Source organism: Legionella steigerwaltii (genome assembly GCF_001468065.1).
In the GTDB taxonomy this organism is placed as follows: Bacteria; Pseudomonadota; Gammaproteobacteria; order Legionellales; family Legionellaceae; genus Legionella; species Legionella steigerwaltii.
The window spans coordinates 155,262-178,026 of sequence record NZ_LNYZ01000010.1; the positions used below are offsets into that span (position 1 = coordinate 155,262).

Below are 22,765 nucleotides of genomic sequence, written 5' to 3' on the forward strand. Positions count from 1 at the left end.
CTTATTAAGAATTTTTAGCTCGAAAGCGCTGATACGTCCGCCTTACCAATCATGGTGATCATATGCAACGCTTGATTTGTTTCATCTACATCATGCGTTCTAAGCATCCCTACACCTTTCAATGTTGCATAAACTGCGACCGCTATACTTCCTATCAACCGCTCACCCACCTCTTTAGCAAGTACTGCCCCAATCGTACTTTTACGCGATACCCCTAAAAGCAGAGGCATTGCAAATGTAGCAAAGCTATCAAGATTTTTGACTAAGAGCAAATTATCTTCTACTTGTTTTCCAAATCCAAAGCCTGGATCTAAGATTATATTTCTTCTTTTTATGCCTACACGCTCACACTCTCTAATACGCTCCGCAAAAAAACGAGTCACTTCAGTAAGTACCCCATTCGGATAATAAGGTGCCTGCTGCATATTGTGTGGCTCTCCTTGCATATGCATCAAGCACACAGGAACTGCTAATTTTGCAACCATTTCTAGCGCTCCTTTGGTGCGTAAGGCATAAATATCATTAATTACGTTAGCACCTACGCTTACTGCAGCCTCCATTACCTCGGGCTTATTTGTATCAATCGAGATACAAATATCTGAATGAGCACGGATTTGTTCGATAACAGGGATAACGCGATTTAATTCTATATCTACTGAAACAGGCTGAGCTCCAGGTCGAGTAGATTGACCTCCAATGTCAATTAAATCAGCTCCTTGGCTAATTAAGTGAAATGCATGTTCACAGGCCCTGCCTGTGGATAAAAATTTACCCCCATCAGAAAAGGAATCTGGGGTGACATTTAATACTCCCATAATCAATGGTTTTTCTGGGGAATTATCCAAGGAAGGTTGGCGTTCAAGCCAACCTGAAAATTGCGTTGAATTCACCTGCTTATCTCACGAATAATCTCAGTGCTCTTCAGCAGGATTTACAATGGCTTCATGCTCTGATGGTTTTTCTGGTGTGCTATTTACCACTTCAGCACCATCTAGGGGTTTTGATGAGCCCCAGTCTTCTGGTGGGGAAGGTTCCTTGCCAGACATAATCTCTTGTATTTGCTTGAAATCTATAGTTTCGTATTTAATTAAGCTTTCGGCCATTAAATGCAATTTATCCATATTCGAAACCAGAATTTCTTTGGCGCGTTTATAGTTTCTATCAATAATTGCACGTACTTCATCATCAATTTGCTGCGCTGTTCTATCTGACATTTCTTTATGTTTATTCATTGAGCGCCCTAAGAACACTTCCTCTTCTTCTTCGCCAAAAGTAAGCGGCCCCAAAGTGGATAGTCCCCAAGTCGTAACCATTTTACGCGCTATTTCAGTAGAACGCATAATGTCATTCGATGCTCCTGTGGTTACACTTTCCGCACCAAAAATAAGCTCCTCGGCAATTCGGCCACCAAATAAACTGGACAATTGACTTTCCAAACGACGTTTACTATGGCTGTATCTATCTTGCTCTGGTAAGAACATCGTTACGCCAAGTGCACGGCCGCGTGGAATTATAGAGACTTTATAAACAGGATCGTGCTCTGGCACACTTAAACCAACAATCGCATGGCCCGCTTCATGATAGGCAGTCAGTTTTTTCTCATTATCATCCATCACCATAGAGCGACGTTCAGCTCCCATCATGATTTTATCTTTTGCTTTATCCAGCTCTATCATGCTGACTTTGCGTTTATTAGCACGTGCGGCAAATAAAGCAGCTTCATTCACAAGATTTGCTAGATCTGCTCCTGAGAACCCTGGAGTACCCCGAGCAATTGCCATGATGTCTACATTGCTGTCTACTGGAACCTTTTGCAAATGTACTCTTAATATTTGTTCTCGTCCCCGGATATCTGGTAAAGGAACCACAACCTGGCGATCAAATCGACCTGGACGCAATAACGCAGGGTCCAAAACATCCGGACGGTTTGTTGCTGCAACAACAATAACTCCTTCACTGCCCTCAAAACCATCCATCTCAACAAGTAATTGGTTTAACGTTTGTTCGCGCTCATCATGACCACCGCCAAGCCCAGCGCCTCGATGACGGCCTACAGCATCAATTTCATCAATGAAAATAATACAGGGAGCATGTTTTTTTGCTTGCTCAAACATATCACGAACACGAGATGCACCAACACCAACGAACATTTCAACAAAATCAGAACCTGATATTGTGAAGAATGGTACTTTTGCTTCGCCAGCAACAGCTCGAGCTAAAAGAGTTTTACCTGTTCCAGGAGAACCCACTAATAATACACCGCGGGGAATACGTCCACCTAGATTTTGGAATTTGGTAGGGTCGCGTAAGAAATCAACTAATTCTTTAACTTCTTCTTTCGCTTCGTCTACCCCAGCAACATCCGCAAAAGTTACTTTAACTTGGTCTTCACCGAGTAAACGTGCACGTGAACGGCCAAAAGACATTGCCCCTCGACCGCCCCCGCCCTGCATCTGGCGCATAAAAAATACCCAAACACCAATTAGAAGCAGCATTGGGAACCAGTTAATAAATAAGTGGAGGAGGAAGCTTTCTTGTTGCTTTTCTTGGCCACTTACATCAACTTTGCTTTTCAATAATTCGCCTAACAAAGCATTATCTTGCATAGGCATGTAAGTAACAAAGCGCTTATTATTTTTAGTCATCCCTTTGATGATTTTATCATCCTCAATGGTGACTGAATTAACCATACCTTGATCGACTTCTTTCAAAAACTGGCTGTAAGAGAGTTTCTCAGCGACCGAGTTTCGAGGGCCGAAATTACTGAAAACTGAAACAAGCACTATTGCTATAATCAGCCATAAAAATAAATTCTTAACCATGTCGTTCAAAGTATTAACCTCGTTAGTGACGTACAGCTTTATTTTATGATCGAATTCCTTTAGATCATAAAGTTACTATAAATTGTATCCCTTTGCCAGCAAATAGGTTTCTTTTGAGCGAGCTCGGGAAGCTAAAGGCTTCCGAATCACGACTTTCTCAAAAGATGCTCTCGCCTGTTTTACTAAATCATCAAAGCCAACCCCGTGAAAGATTTTAATAAGCATGGCCCCACCTGGCTTTAACATTTTTTCCGCAAAATCAAAAGCCAGTTCCACCAAATACATGGCTCGGGGAATATCAATTGCAGCGGAGCCACTCATATTTGGGGCCATATCTGATAATAACAAGTCAACACTGCGCTCTGGAATTAGATCCATTAGCTTTTGCAACACCTCATCCTCTCGAAAATCACCTAGAATAACATCGACATCAGGTAAAGCATCCATAGGCAATATATCCAAAGCAATGATACGGCCGCGCCCTTGTAACCGTTCAGATACATACTGAGTCCACCCTCCAGGGGCAGCCCCCAGATCAACTACAGTCATCCCGGGTTTAAGCAATAACTCTTTCTCATCTACCTCTTTTAATTTGTATACGGCACGACTACGATAGCCCTCTGCTTGTGCTTTTTTTACATAAACATCATCAAAGTGCTCTTGCAACCACCGTTTACTGCTTTTAGTACGCTTCATAAATTTATTTATGAGTATCAATTTGGCCTATGATACTGAATTTCACTACCTTTTCCCAGCAAAACGTGCAATAATTTACCATTTTATCATTCAAGCTCCAAAATTACTGAATTATTGGAGTGTATTAAGGAACATTACAGTGGATGCCTCACTTAAAAAATCGCTTAAAGCCCAAGCCCATCATTTAAAACCGGTTGTACTTCTTGGAGCCAAAGGATTAACTGAAGCAGTTACTGCAGAAACCAATATTGCATTGCTTTCACATGAGTTAATAAAAGTGAAAATTAACGGCGCAGAAAAAGAAGATAGAATTATCATGGCAGATGAGTTATGTCAGCAACTGCATGCAGAACTCATTCAAATGATTGGTAACACAGTGATTATGTATCGTAAAAATGAAGAGAAACATAAGTGACAGAACTACGAGTATTGTATACACTAGTTTTTATTGTTTAGCAAAACACATATTCCCTTCAAAATCCAATCCCTAAATTAATAGTGAAAGGTGCGGGCAGATAAGGGTTATTAAATTATCGTATGGCCTATGATATTAAAATACATTCCAAATGCTCTGACTTTATTACGTCTCCTATTAATTGGACCTTTCATATTTTATTTACACCATCATGAATACACTATTGCTTTTTATTTATTTATATTTGCTGGATTAAGTGATGGTTTGGATGGTTTTCTAGCCCGAAGTTTTAACTGGCAAAGTTTTTTTGGTTCGTTCATTGATCCGCTCGCTGATAAATTATTAATTGCCACCAGCTTCATCTCTTTAGCCTTAATTGGCGTTTTGCCTTGGTGGCTAGTCATTTTAGTCTTTCTCAGAGATTTGACAATTTCCTTAGGGGTCCTGGCTTGGTATCAATTTATTCGCCGCAAACTGGACTTTCAACCCACATTGCTCAGTAAGATTAATACAGCACTGCAGTTAACCCTTGTTACTTCCTGTTTATTTGAATTAGCTTATTTCGAATTTCCTCCCTATCTCCTTAATGTCCTGATCCTCTTGACGACATTTACGACAGCGTTTACCTACATTGATTATATTTGGACATGGGGCAGAAAAGCGTGGCCCAAAAAAGAACCATCGTAATGAACAAACAATTAGCACTCGCTATAAAATTAAATGATGAGGCAACCCTTGTTGATTTCAATTGGGGGGGCAATAAATTATTGCAACAACAATTGCACCGTATGCTCATCCATAGAGAAGATCGGTTGCTTTATCTCTGGGGCAATACTGGCAGTGGAAAAACCCATTTATTACAAGCATGTTGTCAAGCCGTTAATTCAACTCAATCTGCAATCTATCTCCCTTTGACTCTTCTTAAAGAATGGGGCCCGCAAACCATAGAAGGAGTAGAAGAACAAGAATTAATCTGCATTGATGATATAGACGTTATCGCCAAAGATCCTGAATGGGAAGAAGCTTTATTCCATTTGTATAATAAAATCAAAGACATGGAAAAAAGTACTTTAATCATTTCCGGAAATCAATCGCCAACAACAATTCCTATCCAGTTAGCGGACTTACGGTCTCGATTAAGTTGGGGTTTGGTCATTCAATTAATGGAGTTAAATGATGAAGATAAAATCAATACTCTAAAACTACATGCTCTAAAACGAGGTTTTGATTTACCAAACAGTGTGGGGCAATTCCTCTTGAATCGATGCTCGCGAAATATGCATGATTTGCAAAATTTGCTTAATCGTTTAGATGATGCATCGCTTGCAGCACAACGAAAAATAACGATTCCTTTTGTCAAAGATATCTTGAATATTTAAGCTCAAAAAACAGGCCCTAGATACAAAAACATGAGGCTTTATCTAAATTTTCTTCCTCATCGGAAATAGAGGATAATAAATCCGGAGATTTAAGGAAGGAATAATAGTTTGTACTTGCTCTGGTCTCAATTGGTGTTCGCTGCGGCATAGACTCGTCACTGATAATTTTTTCGTTAGGACAAACACGATGCTCTAACTGAGCCAACCTATCCACTAATCTGGACATTCTGATTATTTTTTTCTCTAAAGTATCCAGATTTTTTGCTTCCTTAAGAATTAACTCCTTATCACATAATTTCTGTACTTTTTCTTCATTCAGACCAAACCAACTACTTACTAACTTATTTAATCCAGGACGGTCAACATACCAATAAACACTCAATGCGGCTACTCCTACTAGAGTACTAAAAATAATTACCGGCCAAAAAGTCGGAATTATTGAACTAACAAAGAGGCCTGAAATAAAAAGCGCTACTGATTGTCCTGCAAAAAAACCACCGCCAAAGAAGAGTACTGCAGACGCTCCAGAAATTACCGCTTTGGCCATTTGCATATTCTCACTGTTGAGCGCCTGCTCAAATTGCTTACTGGCTTCTGTTAGCGATATGAAACATGTTTGCAACATAGAAATTATTTGCTTTTGTTGTTGTAAATCACAATAAGGATCTGAGAAATCATAACCATCTACTTTCTTTCTTATGGATTTAATCATCTGCAATTGCAAGAAATATGCATCTAATAATTTATAAGCTTCACCAAGCTTAACTCCCAGAGCATCCGATACTTTTACTAAATCAAAACCACAAAAAACGACTACGGAAAGAAATGAAAATGCAAATCCAGCACTAAGAATCACCAATGATGGCAACTCGAAAATGCTCAACATGGTAACGATGCCATCAAATCCCTGGCAAGCAGCTACCAAGATCCCTGCTGCTGTAAGTAATGCAAATTTGATTTTGTCCATCACCGATTTATTTTCATCTTCTTTGGGCAATTTGATATCATCCCCATTCATAGAAACAAACAAATCGTGCAACAGCTCTGTTCGTAAAGAGACCAAAATAAATTCAATTTTTTGCTGTTCTTCTTTTGACCTTTTGGAATGGTTTAATTGCTCTTCCTTAAACCAAGATATCAGCGTGGTGAGATCAATAGACGGGGTAATAGAGGGAAACTCATCGGGATGAACGCCGGATGTTAACAAATATTTCCTTATCAATTTTTGAGAGCGCAGACTGATTACAATGTTCATTTTTTCTCATTACCTATCACCCAGACTCCCAATTTTTTCAACTTTATTACCCAGCAACATCCAATAGTACAATAGAATCCATCTATATGAACACAGTTTATCCAATTTATAGACAACCGATTGATTAATAAGAATTTTCCCACATCACCGATGAAAAATATTTGATTTTTTTGATTAACATAAGACCATGAAGTATAATTAATGTACGAACATTGGCAAAGGAAGCGAGCATGAAAAAACTTGTTATCGCAGTATTAGTGTTTGTACCTACACTCCTTTTAAGCGGTTGTTATGTTTCCGCTTATCCCGGGGGCTACTATTATTCCGGTTATTATCCAAGTTACTACTCAAGTAGTTACTACTACCCAGGTAATTACTACTATTCTGGCTGGCGTAATCATGGCTGGAATTATTGGGGTGGTCGCGGTTGGCACGGCGGTGGTTGGCACGGTGGCTGGCATCGTGGTTGGCATGGTGGTCATGGCCACTGGAGATAAAATTAAATTTAATTTCAGTTAACCTAAATTCCAGTGAATTTAGGTTAACCATTTCTTCAAGAGCTTGGGCTTATGACTGTACCATAAAACACTTAGATACGGAGTATTCTGCTTCTTGTGCTTCTTGATGTAAGTCCGTCCTTTTTACTGCAATATAGCGACTTAACCGTGGTGATAATAACCACATAAGCACTGCAATAATTAAAGTGGCGATGCCAATACAAGCAAACACATGGGTATAAATCATCAAGGACCCAACCCCAGGTTTAATGTGTTCGGGAAGTGATGTATAAGAGGCAACCGTAGCGCCAATAAATCCTGCTATTGCGGAGGTTAAAAACCACATCCCCATCACAAAACCAGCAATTTGCGCCGGTACTAATTCTGCTACCATTGCAACACCAAGAGCAGATACCAACAGTTCACCAAGACTTTGAAACAAATAGCTTATGATTAACCACCACGAAGAAACCATGCCATGGTCCGTATAAAAATAACGAGCAAAAAAGAGCATTAAAAAGCTCAATCCGCACATAGTCATCCCTAAAGAAAATTTATAAGGGATAGAAAACTGGATGCCTTTCTTATTGAGGAGATCATAAAAGTAAGCCAAAACAGGACTCATTAATACAATCCAGATAGGATTTAATGCCTGAAAACTTTGAGCATCAATCGTGATGCCAAAGAAAACTGGAATTACATTATGTACGGCAAATAAATTTAACGATGTTGGCATTTGTTGATACAGGGTAAAGAAAATGATTGCTTCCAGCATCAAAGCCAAAGCGACCAACATCCGCATCCTGACCACTTTACTTTCTTTACGTGTCATCAATAGATAATAAACAATTACTGCAATGGTAATAAACCAAAACAAATTTTTAGCAAGCATCACATGCTGTAATAAATGAGCAGAACACTCAGTAAGAATGAATATACCAATCAATATCATAAGCCATTGCGAAAATGAGATTTTCCGTTTGTCAGCATCCGTATTGATGTGGGCAACAAATTGGTGTTGCAATGCATAATTAGCTAATCCAATTAACAAACCGATTGCACTCATCATATAAGCATACGAATAACCATAGCGGCTCGAAATTGCTGGGCCTGCAAATAACGCAATCATACTTCCCAAATTGATTGCCATATAATATAAAGTAAAGCCCCCATGCAAACGTGGATCATTTTCTTCATAACACTTAGCAAGCAAATTCGATGGATTTGCCTTAAATAAACCATTTCCTACACAAATTAAACCCAACGCAAAGAAAACATGCTCTTTATCGGTAATCGCTAAAGAAAAATAGCCTGCAGCCAAAACAATAAGACCAAGTACTATGGTACGCTTGGTGCCTAAAATCCTATCTCCTAAATATCCACCAATCACAACCATTCCGTAAACTAAAGCAGAATAAGCACCGAACGTATAATAAGAAATTGTATCGTTGTAACCCAAATAGCGAATAAAGAATAAAGTCAAAATCCCTTGAACAGTATAAAACCCAAATCGTTCCCATAATTCCAACATAAAAATCATGTGGAATGCACGGGGTTGCTCGCGAAGTATATTCACCATGAGTTTTTTCCTTTGAGGGGGGTATGTTTTTAAATTAAAGGAGTTTTTAACTTTTTGCAATGAGCTTTAGACTAAAAAATCAGATCACCCAAAATGCAATAATAAAGTCAACTTTATTGAAAAAAATTTGTTCTGACTCATAAAGTCTATCCTTATAAGAATAAGACAATCAATCAGATGACATGTTGGTACTCACCAATTAGTTGATGCTCAACTGAATCATTATGGGTAAGAAACAGTGCAGTGGTACTCGTTAATGAGAAATCGATATCTTGGGGTGGCACTTTTTTTAAAATATCACGTGCACTTTCTTTGCTGCCAAAAAAACACTCCAGCATCATATCCGTTGAAGGTTCTTTATTATGCTCATACGTATCAGTGTGATCCTCCTTTGCTGTGCTGTCACTGGATTGGAATTTACCTCTAATCCAACTAACTAACGGTATAGCCAATCGAACCGCAATAATTGTAAGTGAAACAACGGATACTGCTGTGAGTATTCCTAAACCTACAAGTGGGAAATATAAAGAGAGAATCAAACCAATCATACCCAATGCAGATAAACTAAAGGCGGCGCCCTTAACCATTACTTGCGTAAAGTTAGCATTCTCTAATTTATTATTTAATTCTAATTCTTTTAACTTAAGTTCCAGTAGATGTTTTTTTTGTTCTTCAAAACGTATATGAAGCAATGTAATCTTCTTATATAACGAATTAAGCTCCGATTCAGTACGTACATGATTTAAAGCAGCCTTTAATCCAATGGCTCGTTTCTGAATCGCATCCATTTCTACTTCAGCATCGGAAATTAACTTTCTAATTGCTCTTCTTTCTTTACTCAATTGATAACATTCATAAATCGTCCGACCTAATAAAAATAAGCTCAAGGCTAAAGAAATTGAAGCGGCAATAAAGGCAATTGTTACGGCTACGGCGGGAACAGCGATTGAAGTGATTGTCAGTGCTAACAATATCCCAGAAATAAGCCACTTCGCATTATTCTCCTGAGTCGCAGGAATTTTTGTTTTTAAAAGGTAGCAAGTAAGATAAACAGAGGGGATAAGCAGAAAATTTAACACCGCCAAACAAAGTGATCCAATACTCAAGCCGGTCGTCAGCGATTCAGAGGGTGGAATATTCTGAAACGTTCTCACCGAAGAACCAATTTGTAACATTGCCTTGCTTGAATCACCCGTAGTTTTGATCGCTTGTGATATGAGAACTACTTTTTTTGAGACGAGATCAGTATCAGTCTTAGAACTCGAAAGCTCTGCATCATAATCAATTGGGTACCGTATTTTTCGAAGAATTTCCGTTGCTTCTCGTACTTTAGCAATCTCAAACTCTTTCACTTTGCTCATTAATAGATCATTTTGAAGGAAAGATATAATATCCTATTTCTCTGTCCTTGTGTTAATTTTTTTACAATATAAACGAGAACTTGCTAATTCGGAGTAAATTCAACTATATTTCACATAGAGACTAAATAAATGCGATAAAAAAAATCATTATGTCTAAAAAAGCTCTTTATTTGGCAGGTGGTGGCGCTCGAGGTGCCTATCAAGCAGGTGTATTGAAAGCAATCGGTCATATTTTGCAAGTTAAAACACTACCCTTCGAAATGGTCAGTGGGGTTAGCGTTGGGAGTATGAATGCGGCAGTCCTTGCAGAAAACGCCGATGACTTCCCAACAGCACTTGATAAACTGGAGACTATTTGGAGCGAAATTCATTGCCAACACGTATATAGAGCCAGCAATTTTGCTTTAAGTAAATCTGTTGTACGTAATATGAGTACAATGATGATTAAACAGCGGCAGGCAGCTCATTTGCTGGATACTGAGCCACTGAAACAAATGATTGTCGATGGGCTTGATTTCACCAAAATAGCCCAAAATATAAACAATGGGTATCTTGATACCCTGGAAATAATTACTAACTGTTATGAGACACGTCAAACTATTTCTTTTTATGAACACAACAATCCTGAGTTCACAGACTGGAATTATCCTCGACATGGAAGCAAGCGTGTTAGTTTCCAGGCAGAACATATTTTAGCATCCAGTGCCTTGCCTTTATTTTTTCCAACCGTTTTGCTCGATGGGTTTCATTATGGGGATGGGAGTGTGGGCTTAGCCGCCCCCCTTCGTGGCTCAATTCGTTTTGAAGTAGATAAAATTCTGATTTTAGGAACTCGGGCGCTGCCTGCATTTGTTGAGCAAGAAAATTTGCGCAATCATGAGGACATTCCCTTTTCACATATTTTTGGAAACATGTTAAATGCACTTTTTTTGGACAACCTTGACCGCGACATTGAAATGGTCAATCGCATGAACGAAATTGCCATGCTTCTGTCGATGTGGAAAAAGCGCCGCTCTCCATGGCGTCCCATTACTACATTGCATTTACGTCCCAGTAAAGATCTTGCCCCTTTAGCGCAAATACATTTTAAAGCCTTGCCGACATTGCTTAGATACCTTCTCAATTTCTTAGGAGAAAAAAAACATTCCGGCGATCTTTTAAGTTTTGTACTGTTTGAACGAGACTACACAAGAGAATTGCTTGAGTTAGGTTTTCAAGACACGATTAATAATGCTAAAGAAGTGATCGCTTTTTTTGAATAATTTTTCTTAATGAAAACGTTTACCTTTTGCTTAAAAAATGTAGCCTGGGTGCAGCGACAGCGGAACCCGGGTTACGGCTTCGCCTTCACCCAGGCTACAATAGTTTTATTCTCCTAGGCACGCAAAAACGTCAGTACTTCTTTAGTTTCAGGCATAATCCCGTTCCAAATAAAAAAAGCCTCTGCAGCTTGTTCAACCAACATGCCTAAGCCATCTGCTGCGTCACAGTCTAATTCTCTAGCATATTGAACAAAAGCGGTTGCACTGTGCTGTTTGTATGACAAATCATAACAAAATGGCTTTGCTGACATGCATTCGTCTGGTAAGGCCACAAATTCCCCGGCCAAACCAGCAGAAGTTGCATTAATCACTAAATCAAATTGTCCCTTAATTTCATTAAAGCTCACACATTTTGTTTGTGGAAAAGCTCGTTGGAACTCTTCGGCTTTCGTTAAAGTACGGTTAGCGATGATCAGTTCCGAAGGATCATTTTCCAATAAGGGATAAACTATTCCGCGTGCAGCTCCTCCAGCACCTAATATCAATACACGCTTGCCTTCCACAGAGATATAACGACTCAAATCACGGATAAGCCCAATACCATCGGTATTGTCTGCATGCAATTGGTTAGCTTCCATCCATAAAGTATTAGCTGCTCCAGCTTGTTTACAACGAAAACTACGCTGCTGAGCCATTTCAAAAGCGCGCTGTTTAAAAGGTAAAGTGATATTGAGCCCCTTGCCATTTTGAGCAAAAAAATCAGATACTATCTGCTCAAAGGATGGGTCTTCTGCCTTAATTTTTTCATAAGTCAGTTGTATGTTTACTTGTTTGGCAAAACATTGATGAATTATAGGAGATAAACTATGTGCAATAGGATTACCAATAACTGCAAAACGTTGAGACACCTTATCCTCCTATTTTGGTTAATTTGTTGCTTTGTTGCAAACACCTCTGCAGCAAAAAGCCAATCAATTAACGTTTATCTTAAATTAAAGTCAGAAAACCACATCACCGCACTGATCAAAGAGTTTAATCAATATCTAGCCCAACAAGGAATATTCAGCACTTATCAAATTATACCCTATTTGAATAATCATCCTCTTCATATCACCTTATATTTAGCAGACTATAACTCACAACAAATCCCTGCCATTATCAGACAAACAAAGAAGTTGGCCAAGCAACAGAAACCCATTCTTTTTTCCACTGCAGAATTTATTCCCAGCCGCAGCGGTTATGTCATGTTGAGGGTAACGCATAATAAGACAATACAAGAATTAAGCAATAAGACATTAAACGAATTAGCACGCTTCCGTGATCCACAAGCAATTATCCCTGCATGGGCCGCTCAGGATCCTGAGAGACAAGCACTTTTTCATCAATACGGTAGCCCAAGTGTGCTCAATTACTTTAACCCGCATTTCTCTATTTTTTCTGCAGAGCATTTAAATGAGCAGCAAAGCACTCTTTTATATCAGCAACTGCAACAGTTAATTCATCAATTCGCCCAATCCCATCAAACCCAGATTGCAGAACATGTTGATGCAATAGGTGTTGGTGTAGCCGATGCCCGAGGGCAAATTATCAAGGAATTAGCAGTGTTTACCCTAAAAACTAGAACCTACAGAAAGCAATCATAAGATAAAAAACTAACTTTCCTTGAAAAAAATCATATTGCTACAAATAATTAAAGTAACTGAGTCTCTTCATCCATGTCGCTTTACACTACTAACAAAGAGACAGAATAAGTGACTCCTTCTTGAATTAAGGAAAATTCAATGAACGACTTTTCCAAAAATGAAAAATATAATTTAAAAAAAACCTCCTTATTAAGTCATTTATCTGATGAAAACTATGACACCTTCATAGCAATTTCCTCAAGGGAACTATTTAGGAAAGGTGATATATTGCTTAAAGAAGGAGAAATAAATGATGATTTTTTTATTATTATTTCTGGGACGGTTGGACTGTATAAGAAAAAAAATAAAAATTTTCCTCCTGAACTCATAGGGAAACTAGGCGTTGGTGAAACCATTGATGAAATAAGAGTCATTCGAAATCGCACATGCACACTGACTGTAATCGCAGCTGAAGCAACCGTTGTCTTAAAAACCTCCATTAGCAAATTGCATGCATTGGAAAATCATTCATGCCATGATGCCGTTGTTGAGTCAGTAATCAACATAATAAGTGACCGTTTGTTGCACAGCAATGAAACCATTTTAAATAAAATCCACGAAAAAAAGAGAAAAAATAAACAAATTGTCTCGGTCCTATTAGGGATGCTCGTCCTGATCATTTTTTTATGTGAAGTAGGTTTAGGCCTTTATTATACGTTGAACCCTACTGATTTTTGTAACAACTTGAATTCTCTTCCTGCGGAAAATACTAAAGTGACGCTCTAGCAAATGGGATTTAGGTACAATCAACGTCAATGGCGTCAACTTAATGTAATGTATTATTTAGACACGTAGCCTGGGTGAAGGCAAAGCCGTAACCCGGGATCAAAACTATATGTAGACACCGGATCCCGGGTTCCGCTGCGCTGCACCCAGGCTACAAAAAATACTCATTTAGCTCGCATCAACCATCAAACTTTTAGACACGACCTCTGCTAAATCACGTGATAATTCCAGCTCGGCCAACCGCTCTAATTGCTCGTGCATCAGAACTTGTCTGGGTTTATCATAACGTTTCCAACGGGTGAATGGATTGGCTAAACGCGCGGCAATCTGTGGATTGATTTTATCCAATGTCACTAACATTTCAGTTAAAAAGCGATAACCACTTCCATCTAAGGCATGAAAATTACGCGGATTACCCATACAAAACGCACCGATCAATGCACGGACTTTATTGGGATTCTTAATACTAAACGCAGAATGTTTTAATAAGACCTTTACACGAGTTAAAGTTTCGGGTAACTCACTCATGGCTTGAATGGCAAACCATTTATCTAAAACCAGATCATCTTTAGACCATTGCTTATAAAAATCTTCGACAGCCTGTTCCCGCAACCCCTGATTAGTGCAATTAACCAATAAAGAAAAACTGGCAATTTGATCAGTCATAGTTTGTGCCGCCATAAACTGCTGCTCGCATAACTCTAAAGTAGCCGATTCTTTAGCTTTCATCATGAGCCATAAACACACATTGCGCAATTTTCTGCGACCATAAGCAGGCCCATTCATGCGATGATCTTCAATTTGCCATAATTGTTGATAGAGTGATTGGGCTGTTTCGTTTAAGTACCATCCTAATTGCTGATGGAGGAAATCACGAACATTTTCCACTGCACCCACATCCACATTATCTAATTGCGTCGCAATATCCTCAAATCCAGGGGGAGTGAGTAATTCTGCTCGTAAATCAGCGTCCAGTGAATCATCAAGTAATACATGCTGCAAAGCAGAAATTAAAGCAGAAGGTACCTGCCATTTATTGGGGGGTTGATTCAAGCATTCTTTGATGCAATTTAAAATCAGATTTTGTGCCGCATCCCATTTGGCAAAACCATCCACTTCATGTCGTAGTAAAAAGAGTAACTCGTCCTGACTCAAATCGTGTTTTAACTTAATCGGCGCAGAAAATTCACGCAATAATGAAATAACGGGTTTTTCACTCAAATCAGTAAAAGTGAAACTTTGTTCTTTTTCCTTTAATTCCAAAATCTCTTTATCGATTGATATCTGATGACCATGAGCATCAAATAGTGCAATTCGGATTGGGATATGAAATGGTTTTTTATCATGGCATTCGGGGGTTGGTGGACAATTTTGTCGCATATTGATGGTAAGCTGCCCCTGCGCATATTCGCTGGTCACTACCACTTCTGGGGTTCCTGCTTGACTGTACCATCTTTTAAATTGAGTTAAATCAGCATGGTTTGCGTCTTCCATCGCGGCAACAAAATCATCAATAGTGACTGCTTGGCCATCGTGACGTTCAAAGTATAAATCCATACCCCTTCGAAAACCGTCTTTTCCAAGCAGTGTATGCTGCATGCGAATTACTTCTGCACCTTTGTTATACACTGTTGCTGTATAAAAATTATTTATTTCTTGATAAGACTCTGGTCGAACTGGATGGGCCATTGCGCCAGCATCTTCGGGAAATTGCGTACTTCGCAACACTCTAACATCCATAATTCGGTTTACATCTCGTGAATTCATATCCCGAGAAAACTCCTGATCACGAAAAACGGTTAAGCCTTCTTTCAAGCTTAACTGAAACCAATCGCGGCACGTGACTCGATTGCCGGTCCAATTATGGAAATATTCATGGGCAACAACTCCTTCAACATCAGCAAAATCTTGATCTGTTGCTGTATCAGGACGGGCGAGGATGTACTTTGAATTAAAAATATTTAATCCTTTGTTCTCCATAGCGCCCATATTAAAGTCGCTGACGGCTACAATCATAAAAATATCGAGGTCGTATTCGCGGCCATAGACTTCTTCATCCCAACGCATGGATTTTTTCAACGAGTCCATTGCATGGGTGCATTTATCTTCATTTCCTGGCTCGACATAAATACGCAAATCAATTGTACGTCCAGAACTGGTCACAAATTTATCGCGGATACACGCCAAATCACCTGCGACTAAGGCAAATAAGTAAGATGGTTTTTTAAATGGGTCTTGCCAAACGACCCAATGACGTCCATCATCAGTCGCGCCAGATTCGATCAAATTTCCGTTTGATAATAAAGTAGGATAGTGTTTTTTATCGGCTGAAATACGTGTCGTATAAGTGGTTAGTACATCTGGGCGGTCAAGAAAGTAAGTGATACGTCGAAAACCTTCCGCCTCGCATTGCGTGCAAAATAGATGATTCGAACGATAGAGCCCGGATAATTGGGTGTTATTTTGTGGGTAAATACGCGTTACTATCTTTAATATAAACTCATCTGGACAGTTTTCGATAATAAGTGCATCAGGGTGCAGGACATAGGAAGATGGCTCCAGTTTTTGACCATTCATATGCACGCTAACCAATTCCAGCTCATCACCATATAAGTGCAAAGGGCCTTCATGTTGACGGATTAATTGAAGTTCATTACTTACTAAAGCATGATCATCATAGAGGTCAAAATTTAAATTTACAGTCTCAATTGCGAAAAAAGGGGGCTGGTAGTTTTTTAAATAAACGGTCGTGTCAGGCATGATTAGTACATCCTTTGCAAAAAGCGATTAAGTTTATTGAGTTATATAACAATTTTCTTAGTTTAGCCTATAATGATTATAAAGGGGTAACTTCTTAGGTCAATCTTTAATAAGTATTACGAAGTTAGCTGAAAATTCATATATTGCTTTTACCAGTAAAATGCAATAAATGTAAAGAAACACAAGATATCCTTCATAAGGATAAAAGGGGATGGCATATGAACACTCAAGACTTTTTAACCAGCTATACCAAACGCTTTGTGGATAACAAAGAAGAAGAGATGAGTTTGGAAGAATACCTGGAATTGTGTAAAAATGACCCTTCTGCTTATGCCAATCCAGCGGAGCGCTTGCTCATGGCAATAGGCGAACCTGAAATGATTGATACGCGCCATGATCCTGTTTTATCAAGAATTTTTTCCAATAAAATCATTCCACGATATACTGTATTCCAAGATTTTTATGGTATGGAAGAGCCCATTGAGCAAATTGTTGGTTTTCTAAAACATGCAGCTCAAGGCCTAGAAGAAACCAAACAAGTACTTTATCTTTTAGGACCTGTAGGAGGAGGTAAATCTTCTATTGCTGAAAAACTGAAAGATTTAATGGAGAAAATACCTTTTTATGCCATAAAGGGTTCACCTGTATTTGAATCACCACTGTCTTTATTTAATCCAATAGAAGATGCAGAGTTACTTCAAGAACGTTTTGGGATCCCTCCTCGTTACTTACGTTATTTGATGTCACCATGGGCAGTCAAAAGATTGCATGAATATAATGGGGATATTAGTCAATTTAGAGTGGTCAAAGTCAGACCTTCGCGTTTAAAACAAATTGCAGTGTCCAAAACAGAGCCCGGTGATGAAAACAATCAGGATATTTCGTCTTTAGTAGGTAAAGTTGATATTCGTAAATTAGAAAACTTTTCTCAAGATGATCCTGATGCATACAGTTACTCCGGAGGGCTGTGTCGATCAAACCGCGGTCTTTTAGAGTTTGTCGAAATGTTTAAAGCCCCCATTAAAGTGTTGCATCCCTTATTAACGGCAACTCAGGAAGGCAATTACAATGCGACTGAAGGTTTATCTTCCATTCCATTCGAGGGTATTATTTTAGCGCATTCGAATGAATCAGAATGGCAATCATTTAGAAACAATAAAAACAATGAAGCGTTTATAGATCGTATTAATATAGTTAAAGTTCCTTATTGTCTCCGCGTTTCTGAAGAAATTAGAATTTATCAAAAACTCATTGATAATAGTTCTCTAACTCACGCTCAATGTGCTCCAGGGACTTTGGACATGTTAGCGCAATTTTCCGTCTTAACTCGTTTAAAAGAGCCACAAAACTCCAGCATTTACTCCAAAATGCGGGTGTACAATGGAGAGAGCTTAAAAGACACTGATCCCAAAGCAAAATCATATCAAGAATACCGCGATTTTGCCGGCGTTGATGAAGGAATGAGCGGCGTATCAACACGCTTTGCTTTCAAAATTCTTTCTAAAGTGTTTAATTTTGATCACAGTGAAGTTGCAGCAAACCCTGTACATTTAATGTATGTACTGGAACGTCAAATTGAACAAGAACAATTTCCTCAGGAAGTACAAGAATCTTACCTAGGCTTTATCAAAGAATATCTGGCACCCAAGTATGTTGAATTTATTGGCAAGGAAATTCAAACAGCCTACTTGGAATCTTATTCTGAGTATGGACAAAATATCTTTGACCGCTACATAACCTATGCTGATTTCTGGATTCAAGATCAGGATTATCGAGATCCAGATACCGGTGAAATCTTTGACCGTGCCTTATTAAATCAAGAGCTTGAAAAAATTGAAAAACCCGCAGGAATATCTAATCCAAAAGATTTTCGTAATGAAGTAGTAAACTTTGTTTTACGTGCTCGTGCGAATAATCGAGGCAAAAATCCTGTGTGGAATAGTTATGAAAAATTAAGATCAGTTATTGAGAAAAAGATGTTTACCAATACTGAAGACTTATTACCCGTTATTTCCTTCAATGCCAAAGCATCTGAAGATGATAAGAAAAAACATGAAGAGTTTATTTCTCGAATGATTGAGAAAGGGTATACACGCAAACAAGTACGCTTGCTTTGTGAATGGTATTTGCGAGTACGTAAGTCACAATAATAAATTCTTTCTCCTCGATGAGAAAGCAAAAGGTACTGCTATTTGTAGTTTTGGAAATGCTGTAGTTTAGAATCTATGCGATAAACATTTCCTTGAGTAGGAGGACCTTGTCCTCACTCAACTACAAATAGGCGCAAGATAAAAGATTATGTGGGGCTAAATTATGTCGCAATTGATTGATAGACGACAAAATGCAGGGAAAAAAAGTACGGTTAACCGCCAACGTTTTCTTCGTCGCTATAAAAATCAGATAAAACGAGCCGTCTCCGATGCTGTTGGCAAACGAAGTATCACTGAAATTGATCAAGGTGAGCAAATAACGATTCCAGCCAAAGATATTTCTGAACCTGTATTTCACCGCGGCCAAGGTGGGCACATAGAACGTGTGCTCCCAGGCAATGACAATTTTGTTTCTGGCGACAGAATAAGAAGACCGAGTGGCAGCTCAGGTAGTGGTGGTGATGGATCTAATGCCAGCGACAGTGGTGAAGGTGAAGATAATTTTGTTTTTGAACTGTCTCGAGAAGAATTTCTTGATCTGTACTTTGAAGATCTGGAATTACCCGACTTGATTAAGAAAGAATTGGCACGCATTAGTACCTTCAAAACAGTAAGAGCAGGAGTAACCACCAGCGGGATTCCAAACAATATTAATGTGCTCCGCTCAATGAAACAAGCAACTGGACGTCGAGTTGCTTTAGCTTCGCCGTATAAAAAACAATTAAGAGAGGCTATAGAAGAACTGGAGCAACTGCAAGCACAGCCCATTCAAGACACTGAAATCCTAAAAGACCTACAAAAGAAAATTGAATTCCTGAAAAAGAAAATACAAACCGTGCCCTTCATCGATACCATTGATCTACGTTATAACTTTCGGGTTCGGGTTCCTTCACCATCAACTCAAGCAGTTATGTTTTGTGTTATGGACGTATCCGGTTCCATGGATGAGGCGAAAAAAGACATAGCAAAACGATTTTTTATCCTTCTTTACATGTTCCTCACCAAAAATTATGAAAAAATAGAGTTGGTATTTATCCGGCATCATACTTCCGCTAAGGAAGTGAATGAAGAAGAATTTTTTTATTCTCGAGAAACTGGAGGCACGGTGGTGTCCAGCGCCTTGGAACTTCTTAGTACTATAATTGATTCACGTTATCCTCCGGAAGCCTGGAACATTTATGTGGCCCAAGCATCGGATGGTGATAATTGGAATGCGGACTCCCCCTATTGCCAGGAGTTACTGCAAGATAAAATTATGCCTTTATTGCAATATTTTGCATACATTGAAATCATGCCGCGCCACCATCAGAGTTTATGGGAGGTCTATCAGCTGGTGAAAGAGCGCTACCCTAATTTTGCTATGGAAAACATTGATACGGTCGCAGACATCTATCCCGTATTTCATGAGCTATTTAAAAGGAAAACTGCATGAAAAAGAAGAAGCCATTATCCACAGGTGCAGAATGGACCTTTGAATTAATTCAAGACTATGACCGCGAAATTGCGCGTATCGCCAAAGAGTTTAAGTTAGACACCTATCCCAATCAAATAGAGGTGATTACTGCAGAACAAATGATGGATGCATATGCTTCTGTAGGCATGCCTATTGGTTATCATCATTGGTCTTTCGGCAAACACTTTGTCGGTGTTGAAAAAAATTATAAACGGGGACATATGGGTTTGGCCTATGAACTCGTTATTAATTCAAATCCTTGTATTTCTTATCTCATGGAAGAAAATACGATGGCCATGCAAGCTTTAGTCATTGCGCATGCGTGTTATGGCCATAATTCATTTTTTAAAAACAATTATTTATTTAAGATGTGGACTTCTGCAGATGCCATCATCGATTATTTAGTATTCGCACGAAAATACATCAGTGATTGCGAACAACGTTATGGTATCAATGAAGTAGAAGCAATCTTGGATGCCTGTCATGCACTGATGAACTATGGCGTCGATCGCTACAAACACCCTACCCCTTTATCCATACAGGAAGAAAAAATCCGCCAACAAAACCGCGAAATTTACATGCAATCTCAAGTCAATGAATTATGGCGAACTATTCCTCAAAGCAGACAGGTCGCCGAACAAATAAAGAAAAAGCGCTTCCCCGAAGAACCACAAGAAAATATTTTGTATTTCATTGAAAAAAATGCCCCCTTGCTAGAACCTTGGCAAAGAGAAATCGTACGTATTGTACGTAAGATGGCCCAATATTTTTATCCACAAGGCCAAACCAAGGTGATGAATGAAGGATGGGCTTGTTTTTGGCACTATACCATTTTACATGCACTCTATGATGAAGGTTTGGTTACTGATGAATTTATGTTGGAAGTATTACAAAGCCATACCAATGTTATTATGCAACTGCCTTATAATAGTCCTTATTATAGTGGCATTAATCCCTATACGTTGGGATATCATATGATGCAAGACATCAAACGGATTTGTGAAAATCCTACCGAAGAGGATAAAGCATGGTTTCCTTATTTAGCAAACACCGATTGGCTCAGTAGTCTGGATAATGCCATGCGCCATTTCAAGGATGAAAGTTTTATTGCCCAATATTTATCACCTAAATTAATTCGCGATTTAAAATTATTCCATATCGTAGACGATGATCGCAGCCCAGATTTGTATGTTAATGCGATTCATAATGAGTTAGGGTATCAAAAAATAAGAGAAGCATTGTCACGACAATATAATTTAGGTTATTTAGAACCAGACATTCAAATTGATTCTGTTGATTTGCAAGGTGATCGCTCAATGACACTAAGATACACTCAACAAAATAGAGTGCCTTTGGGTAACACGACAATAGATGTACTGAAACATCTCTATTCTTTATGGAAATTCCCTATCGTTTTACAAGCAGTCAATCCCGACAATGAGGTCACCGAAGAATACCATTGTCCGCCTTTGGCTAATGCCTAATTTAAAGATTCAATCCAAACTTGATGAGAAAATATAAAACAATTGGAAAATAATAGATTACATGGAACGATGTAATCCTTCAGGCCCACTAGGTTGGATAGACTCATTTTTTGATTCCGTGGGTTCAGGCGATGCCTTATATTCTTTTTGAACATATAAAACATCTTTTATTAAACAATTCAGGCAATCACGCGATGTAGGTCCATATGTACTGAGCCTTGCAGATTCTAGATGAGTCCATGCTCCTTCAAAATTAGGTGGATTTTCTTTTAATGCATGATTAACAGCCTTTAATGCCTTATCTATAATTTTTTTATTTTTAATGCCCATTCTATATGTAGAAAACCATTGTCCATGGATGTGAGCAGCATAAGCATCTTTTATACCTAGAACGGCTTCTTTTAGAGTATTCAAATCCCTTTGGGCTTTACTGGTTCCACCTATTTCTAAATTTTTTACAGAATCAGGCAGAAGTTTTCTCATTACCCTCAAAGGATGGGATCGAAACATACTTTTTTCTTGATAAAAAGAAAAGGTATTTCCGTAATATTGTTGACCAGGAAGCGCACTTATTACATCGTGGTCCAACCTATAATTACAAAATTGACTAAAAATATGATTATAAGTCCTAGTCAAAAACTGACCATGAAGTGTATTGATAGGTGCTGTATTAAACGTTCTAACATGCAAGCTTCTTGATTCTCGCAAGTGTGCATCTGTGGCGTAGGCTTTAGTTCCTACATATTGAGCTAGGTGCCCTCCTAGAGAATGTCCGACTAATATTATGTCTCTATTTGGAAACTGTTCTTTTGTTCTTTCATAAAAAGAAAAAGCCTCTGCCCGCAATTTTTTTTCTACTGTACCAGTCAATGCTAAAGTAATATTAGAATACAGATCTTGAGTAGCAGCTGTTCCTCTAAAAGAAATGATAACAGGTGATTCCTTATCGATTGGTTCAAGACGAACCGCTGTTAAACCATTAGAGTTTCTTGCCTTGGCATTTGTTTTAACAGTTATCTGATATTCTGATTGAGCAATATTATCTACTAATTGCTGTGTAGCAAGGTAACCTTTACGAGACTCATCTTGACGCAAAGCATTATCTTCCCCCTCAATACGATAAGCGAGATGTGCTGCATTGATTAATAATCCAATAGTACATTTTGGCATAACTACTTCCTAAATACATTAGGCGATTAGCTTGATGGGTAAAAAAATGACTAACTGCCTCTTATTTAGATTCT

19 protein-coding genes are annotated in these 22,765 nt (G+C 38.6%); 10 read left to right on the forward strand and 9 right to left on the reverse strand.

Annotated features, from left to right (window positions below; translation table 11 throughout):
- Nucleotides 1-14: 14 nt before the first annotated feature.
- The 3 genes from folP to rlmE form a co-directional block, all read right to left on the reverse strand.
- On the reverse strand, nucleotides 15-890 hold the full coding sequence (gene folP / locus Lstg_RS07340; RefSeq protein WP_058477009.1) for a dihydropteroate synthase: 876 nt from the start codon (nucleotides 888-890) through the stop codon (nucleotides 15-17).
- A gap of 21 nt (nucleotides 891-911) precedes the next feature.
- The gene (gene ftsH, locus Lstg_RS07345; protein ID WP_058477010.1) at nucleotides 912-2,822 is read right to left on the reverse strand and encodes an ATP-dependent zinc metalloprotease FtsH; all 1,911 of its coding nucleotides are present in this window, start codon (nucleotides 2,820-2,822) and stop codon (nucleotides 912-914) included.
- 75 nt (nucleotides 2,823-2,897) lie between these two features.
- Complete coding sequence (rlmE, locus tag Lstg_RS07350; RefSeq protein WP_058477011.1) at nucleotides 2,898-3,518, reverse strand: 23S rRNA (uridine(2552)-2'-O)-methyltransferase RlmE; 621 nt, start codon at nucleotides 3,516-3,518, stop codon at nucleotides 2,898-2,900.
- A 139-nt stretch (nucleotides 3,519-3,657) separates the two neighbouring features.
- On the opposite strand from rlmE, the gene yhbY reads away from it, so the two are divergent.
- The 3 genes from yhbY to hda all read left to right on the forward strand — a co-directional run bounded on the left by yhbY (nucleotide 3,658) and on the right by hda (nucleotide 5,312).
- Complete coding sequence (yhbY, locus tag Lstg_RS07355) at nucleotides 3,658-3,933, forward strand: ribosome assembly RNA-binding protein YhbY (protein WP_058477054.1); 276 nt, start codon at nucleotides 3,658-3,660, stop codon at nucleotides 3,931-3,933.
- A 129-nt stretch (nucleotides 3,934-4,062) separates the two neighbouring features.
- Nucleotides 4,063-4,620 (forward strand): CDP-alcohol phosphatidyltransferase family protein, encoded by a 558-nt coding sequence (locus Lstg_RS07360; RefSeq protein WP_058477012.1) that lies wholly within the window; start codon nucleotides 4,063-4,065, stop codon nucleotides 4,618-4,620.
- Nucleotides 4,620-5,312: a DnaA regulatory inactivator Hda gene (hda, locus tag Lstg_RS07365; RefSeq protein WP_058477013.1), complete on the forward strand. Its 693-nt coding sequence runs from the start codon at nucleotides 4,620-4,622 to the stop codon at nucleotides 5,310-5,312. The genes Lstg_RS07360 and hda overlap by 1 nt, the downstream gene beginning before the upstream one ends.
- 16 nt (nucleotides 5,313-5,328) lie before the next feature.
- Here hda and Lstg_RS07370 read toward each other — a convergent pair whose 3' ends face one another.
- Nucleotides 5,329-6,567 (reverse strand): hypothetical protein, encoded by a 1,239-nt coding sequence (locus Lstg_RS07370; protein WP_058477014.1) that lies wholly within the window; start codon nucleotides 6,565-6,567, stop codon nucleotides 5,329-5,331.
- A gap of 212 nt (nucleotides 6,568-6,779) precedes the next feature.
- On the opposite strand from Lstg_RS07370, the gene Lstg_RS07375 reads away from it, so the two are divergent.
- A complete protein-coding gene (locus tag Lstg_RS07375; protein ID WP_238585393.1) occupies nucleotides 6,780-7,064 on the forward strand; it encodes a hypothetical protein in 285 nt (94 codons plus the stop codon).
- 70 nt (nucleotides 7,065-7,134) lie between these two features.
- Here Lstg_RS07375 and Lstg_RS07380 read toward each other — a convergent pair whose 3' ends face one another.
- Both Lstg_RS07380 and Lstg_RS07385 read right to left on the reverse strand, forming a co-directional pair.
- Entirely contained in the window at nucleotides 7,135-8,643 is a 1,509-nt protein-coding gene (locus Lstg_RS07380) for an oligopeptide:H+ symporter (protein ID WP_058477016.1), read from the reverse strand.
- 173 nt (nucleotides 8,644-8,816) lie between these two features.
- Nucleotides 8,817-10,004 carry a hypothetical protein gene (locus tag Lstg_RS07385; RefSeq protein WP_058477017.1) on the reverse strand — a complete coding sequence of 396 codons (1,188 nt, stop codon included), beginning with the start codon at nucleotides 10,002-10,004 and terminating at the stop codon, nucleotides 8,817-8,819.
- A gap of 149 nt (nucleotides 10,005-10,153) precedes the next feature.
- On the opposite strand from Lstg_RS07385, the gene Lstg_RS07390 reads away from it, so the two are divergent.
- Nucleotides 10,154-11,266 carry a patatin-like phospholipase family protein gene (locus Lstg_RS07390; RefSeq protein ID WP_058477018.1) on the forward strand — a complete coding sequence of 371 codons (1,113 nt, stop codon included), beginning with the start codon at nucleotides 10,154-10,156 and terminating at the stop codon, nucleotides 11,264-11,266.
- 113 nt (nucleotides 11,267-11,379) lie between these two features.
- Here Lstg_RS07390 and aroE read toward each other — a convergent pair whose 3' ends face one another.
- Complete coding sequence (aroE, locus tag Lstg_RS07395) at nucleotides 11,380-12,174, reverse strand: shikimate dehydrogenase (RefSeq protein WP_058477019.1); 795 nt, start codon at nucleotides 12,172-12,174, stop codon at nucleotides 11,380-11,382.
- On the opposite strand from aroE, the gene Lstg_RS07400 reads away from it, so the two are divergent.
- Nucleotides 12,133-12,909 (forward strand): 2'-5' RNA ligase family protein, encoded by a 777-nt coding sequence (locus Lstg_RS07400; protein WP_238585394.1) that lies wholly within the window; start codon nucleotides 12,133-12,135, stop codon nucleotides 12,907-12,909. The genes aroE and Lstg_RS07400 overlap by 42 nt on opposite strands.
- A gap of 138 nt (nucleotides 12,910-13,047) precedes the next feature.
- A complete protein-coding gene (locus Lstg_RS07405) occupies nucleotides 13,048-13,674 on the forward strand; it encodes a cyclic nucleotide-binding domain-containing protein (protein WP_058477020.1) in 627 nt (208 codons plus the stop codon).
- A 168-nt stretch (nucleotides 13,675-13,842) separates the two neighbouring features.
- On the opposite strand, the gene pepN is transcribed toward Lstg_RS07405, so the two are convergent.
- Nucleotides 13,843-16,434, reverse strand: a complete 2,592-nt coding sequence (gene pepN / locus Lstg_RS07410; RefSeq protein ID WP_058477021.1) for an aminopeptidase N — start codon at nucleotides 16,432-16,434, stop codon at nucleotides 13,843-13,845.
- Between the two features lie 218 nt (nucleotides 16,435-16,652).
- Here pepN and Lstg_RS07415 point away from each other — a divergent pair, with 218 nt between their 5' ends.
- The 3 genes from Lstg_RS07415 to Lstg_RS07425 all read left to right on the forward strand — a co-directional run bounded on the left by Lstg_RS07415 (nucleotide 16,653) and on the right by Lstg_RS07425 (nucleotide 21,521).
- Nucleotides 16,653-18,584, forward strand: a complete 1,932-nt coding sequence (locus tag Lstg_RS07415) for a PrkA family serine protein kinase (RefSeq protein ID WP_058477022.1) — start codon at nucleotides 16,653-16,655, stop codon at nucleotides 18,582-18,584.
- A 163-nt stretch (nucleotides 18,585-18,747) separates the two neighbouring features.
- Complete coding sequence (locus Lstg_RS07420; protein ID WP_058477023.1) at nucleotides 18,748-20,016, forward strand: YeaH/YhbH family protein; 1,269 nt, start codon at nucleotides 18,748-18,750, stop codon at nucleotides 20,014-20,016.
- Nucleotides 20,013-21,521: a SpoVR family protein gene (locus tag Lstg_RS07425; protein ID WP_058477024.1), complete on the forward strand. Its 1,509-nt coding sequence runs from the start codon at nucleotides 20,013-20,015 to the stop codon at nucleotides 21,519-21,521. The genes Lstg_RS07420 and Lstg_RS07425 overlap by 4 nt, the downstream gene beginning before the upstream one ends.
- A gap of 57 nt (nucleotides 21,522-21,578) precedes the next feature.
- On the opposite strand, the gene Lstg_RS07430 is transcribed toward Lstg_RS07425, so the two are convergent.
- Nucleotides 21,579-22,691, reverse strand: coding sequence for a lipase family protein (locus Lstg_RS07430; RefSeq protein WP_058477025.1), 1,113 nt, complete (start codon nucleotides 22,689-22,691; stop codon nucleotides 21,579-21,581).
- Nucleotides 22,692-22,765 lie beyond the last annotated feature (74 nt).

Excerpts from the sequence above, each read along its gene's own strand:
- ftsH (WP_058477010.1), bottom strand. The coding sequence starts at position 2,822 with ATGGTTAAGAATTTATTTTTATGGCTGATTATAGCAATAGTGCTTGTT.
- rlmE (WP_058477011.1), bottom strand. The coding sequence starts at position 3,518 with ATGAAGCGTACTAAAAGCAGTAAACGGTGGTTGCAAGAGCACTTTGAT.
- Lstg_RS07360 (WP_058477012.1), top strand. The coding sequence starts at position 4,063 with ATGATATTAAAATACATTCCAAATGCTCTGACTTTATTACGTCTCCTA.
- hda (WP_058477013.1), top strand. The coding sequence starts at position 4,620 with ATGAACAAACAATTAGCACTCGCTATAAAATTAAATGATGAGGCAACC.
- Lstg_RS07370 (WP_058477014.1), bottom strand. The coding sequence starts at position 6,567 with ATGAACATTGTAATCAGTCTGCGCTCTCAAAAATTGATAAGGAAATAT.
- Lstg_RS07380 (WP_058477016.1), bottom strand. The coding sequence starts at position 8,643 with ATGGTGAATATACTTCGCGAGCAACCCCGTGCATTCCACATGATTTTT.
- Lstg_RS07385 (WP_058477017.1), bottom strand. The coding sequence starts at position 10,004 with ATGAGCAAAGTGAAAGAGTTTGAGATTGCTAAAGTACGAGAAGCAACG.
- Lstg_RS07390 (WP_058477018.1), top strand. The coding sequence starts at position 10,154 with ATGTCTAAAAAAGCTCTTTATTTGGCAGGTGGTGGCGCTCGAGGTGCC.
- Lstg_RS07400 (WP_238585394.1), top strand. The coding sequence starts at position 12,133 with ATGTGCAATAGGATTACCAATAACTGCAAAACGTTGAGACACCTTATC.
- Lstg_RS07405 (WP_058477020.1), top strand. The coding sequence starts at position 13,048 with ATGAACGACTTTTCCAAAAATGAAAAATATAATTTAAAAAAAACCTCC.
- pepN (WP_058477021.1), bottom strand. The coding sequence starts at position 16,434 with ATGCCTGACACGACCGTTTATTTAAAAAACTACCAGCCCCCTTTTTTC.
- Lstg_RS07415 (WP_058477022.1), top strand. The coding sequence starts at position 16,653 with ATGAACACTCAAGACTTTTTAACCAGCTATACCAAACGCTTTGTGGAT.
- Lstg_RS07420 (WP_058477023.1), top strand. The coding sequence starts at position 18,748 with ATGTCGCAATTGATTGATAGACGACAAAATGCAGGGAAAAAAAGTACG.
- Lstg_RS07425 (WP_058477024.1), top strand. The coding sequence starts at position 20,013 with ATGAAAAAGAAGAAGCCATTATCCACAGGTGCAGAATGGACCTTTGAA.
- Lstg_RS07430 (WP_058477025.1), bottom strand. The coding sequence starts at position 22,691 with ATGCCAAAATGTACTATTGGATTATTAATCAATGCAGCACATCTCGCT.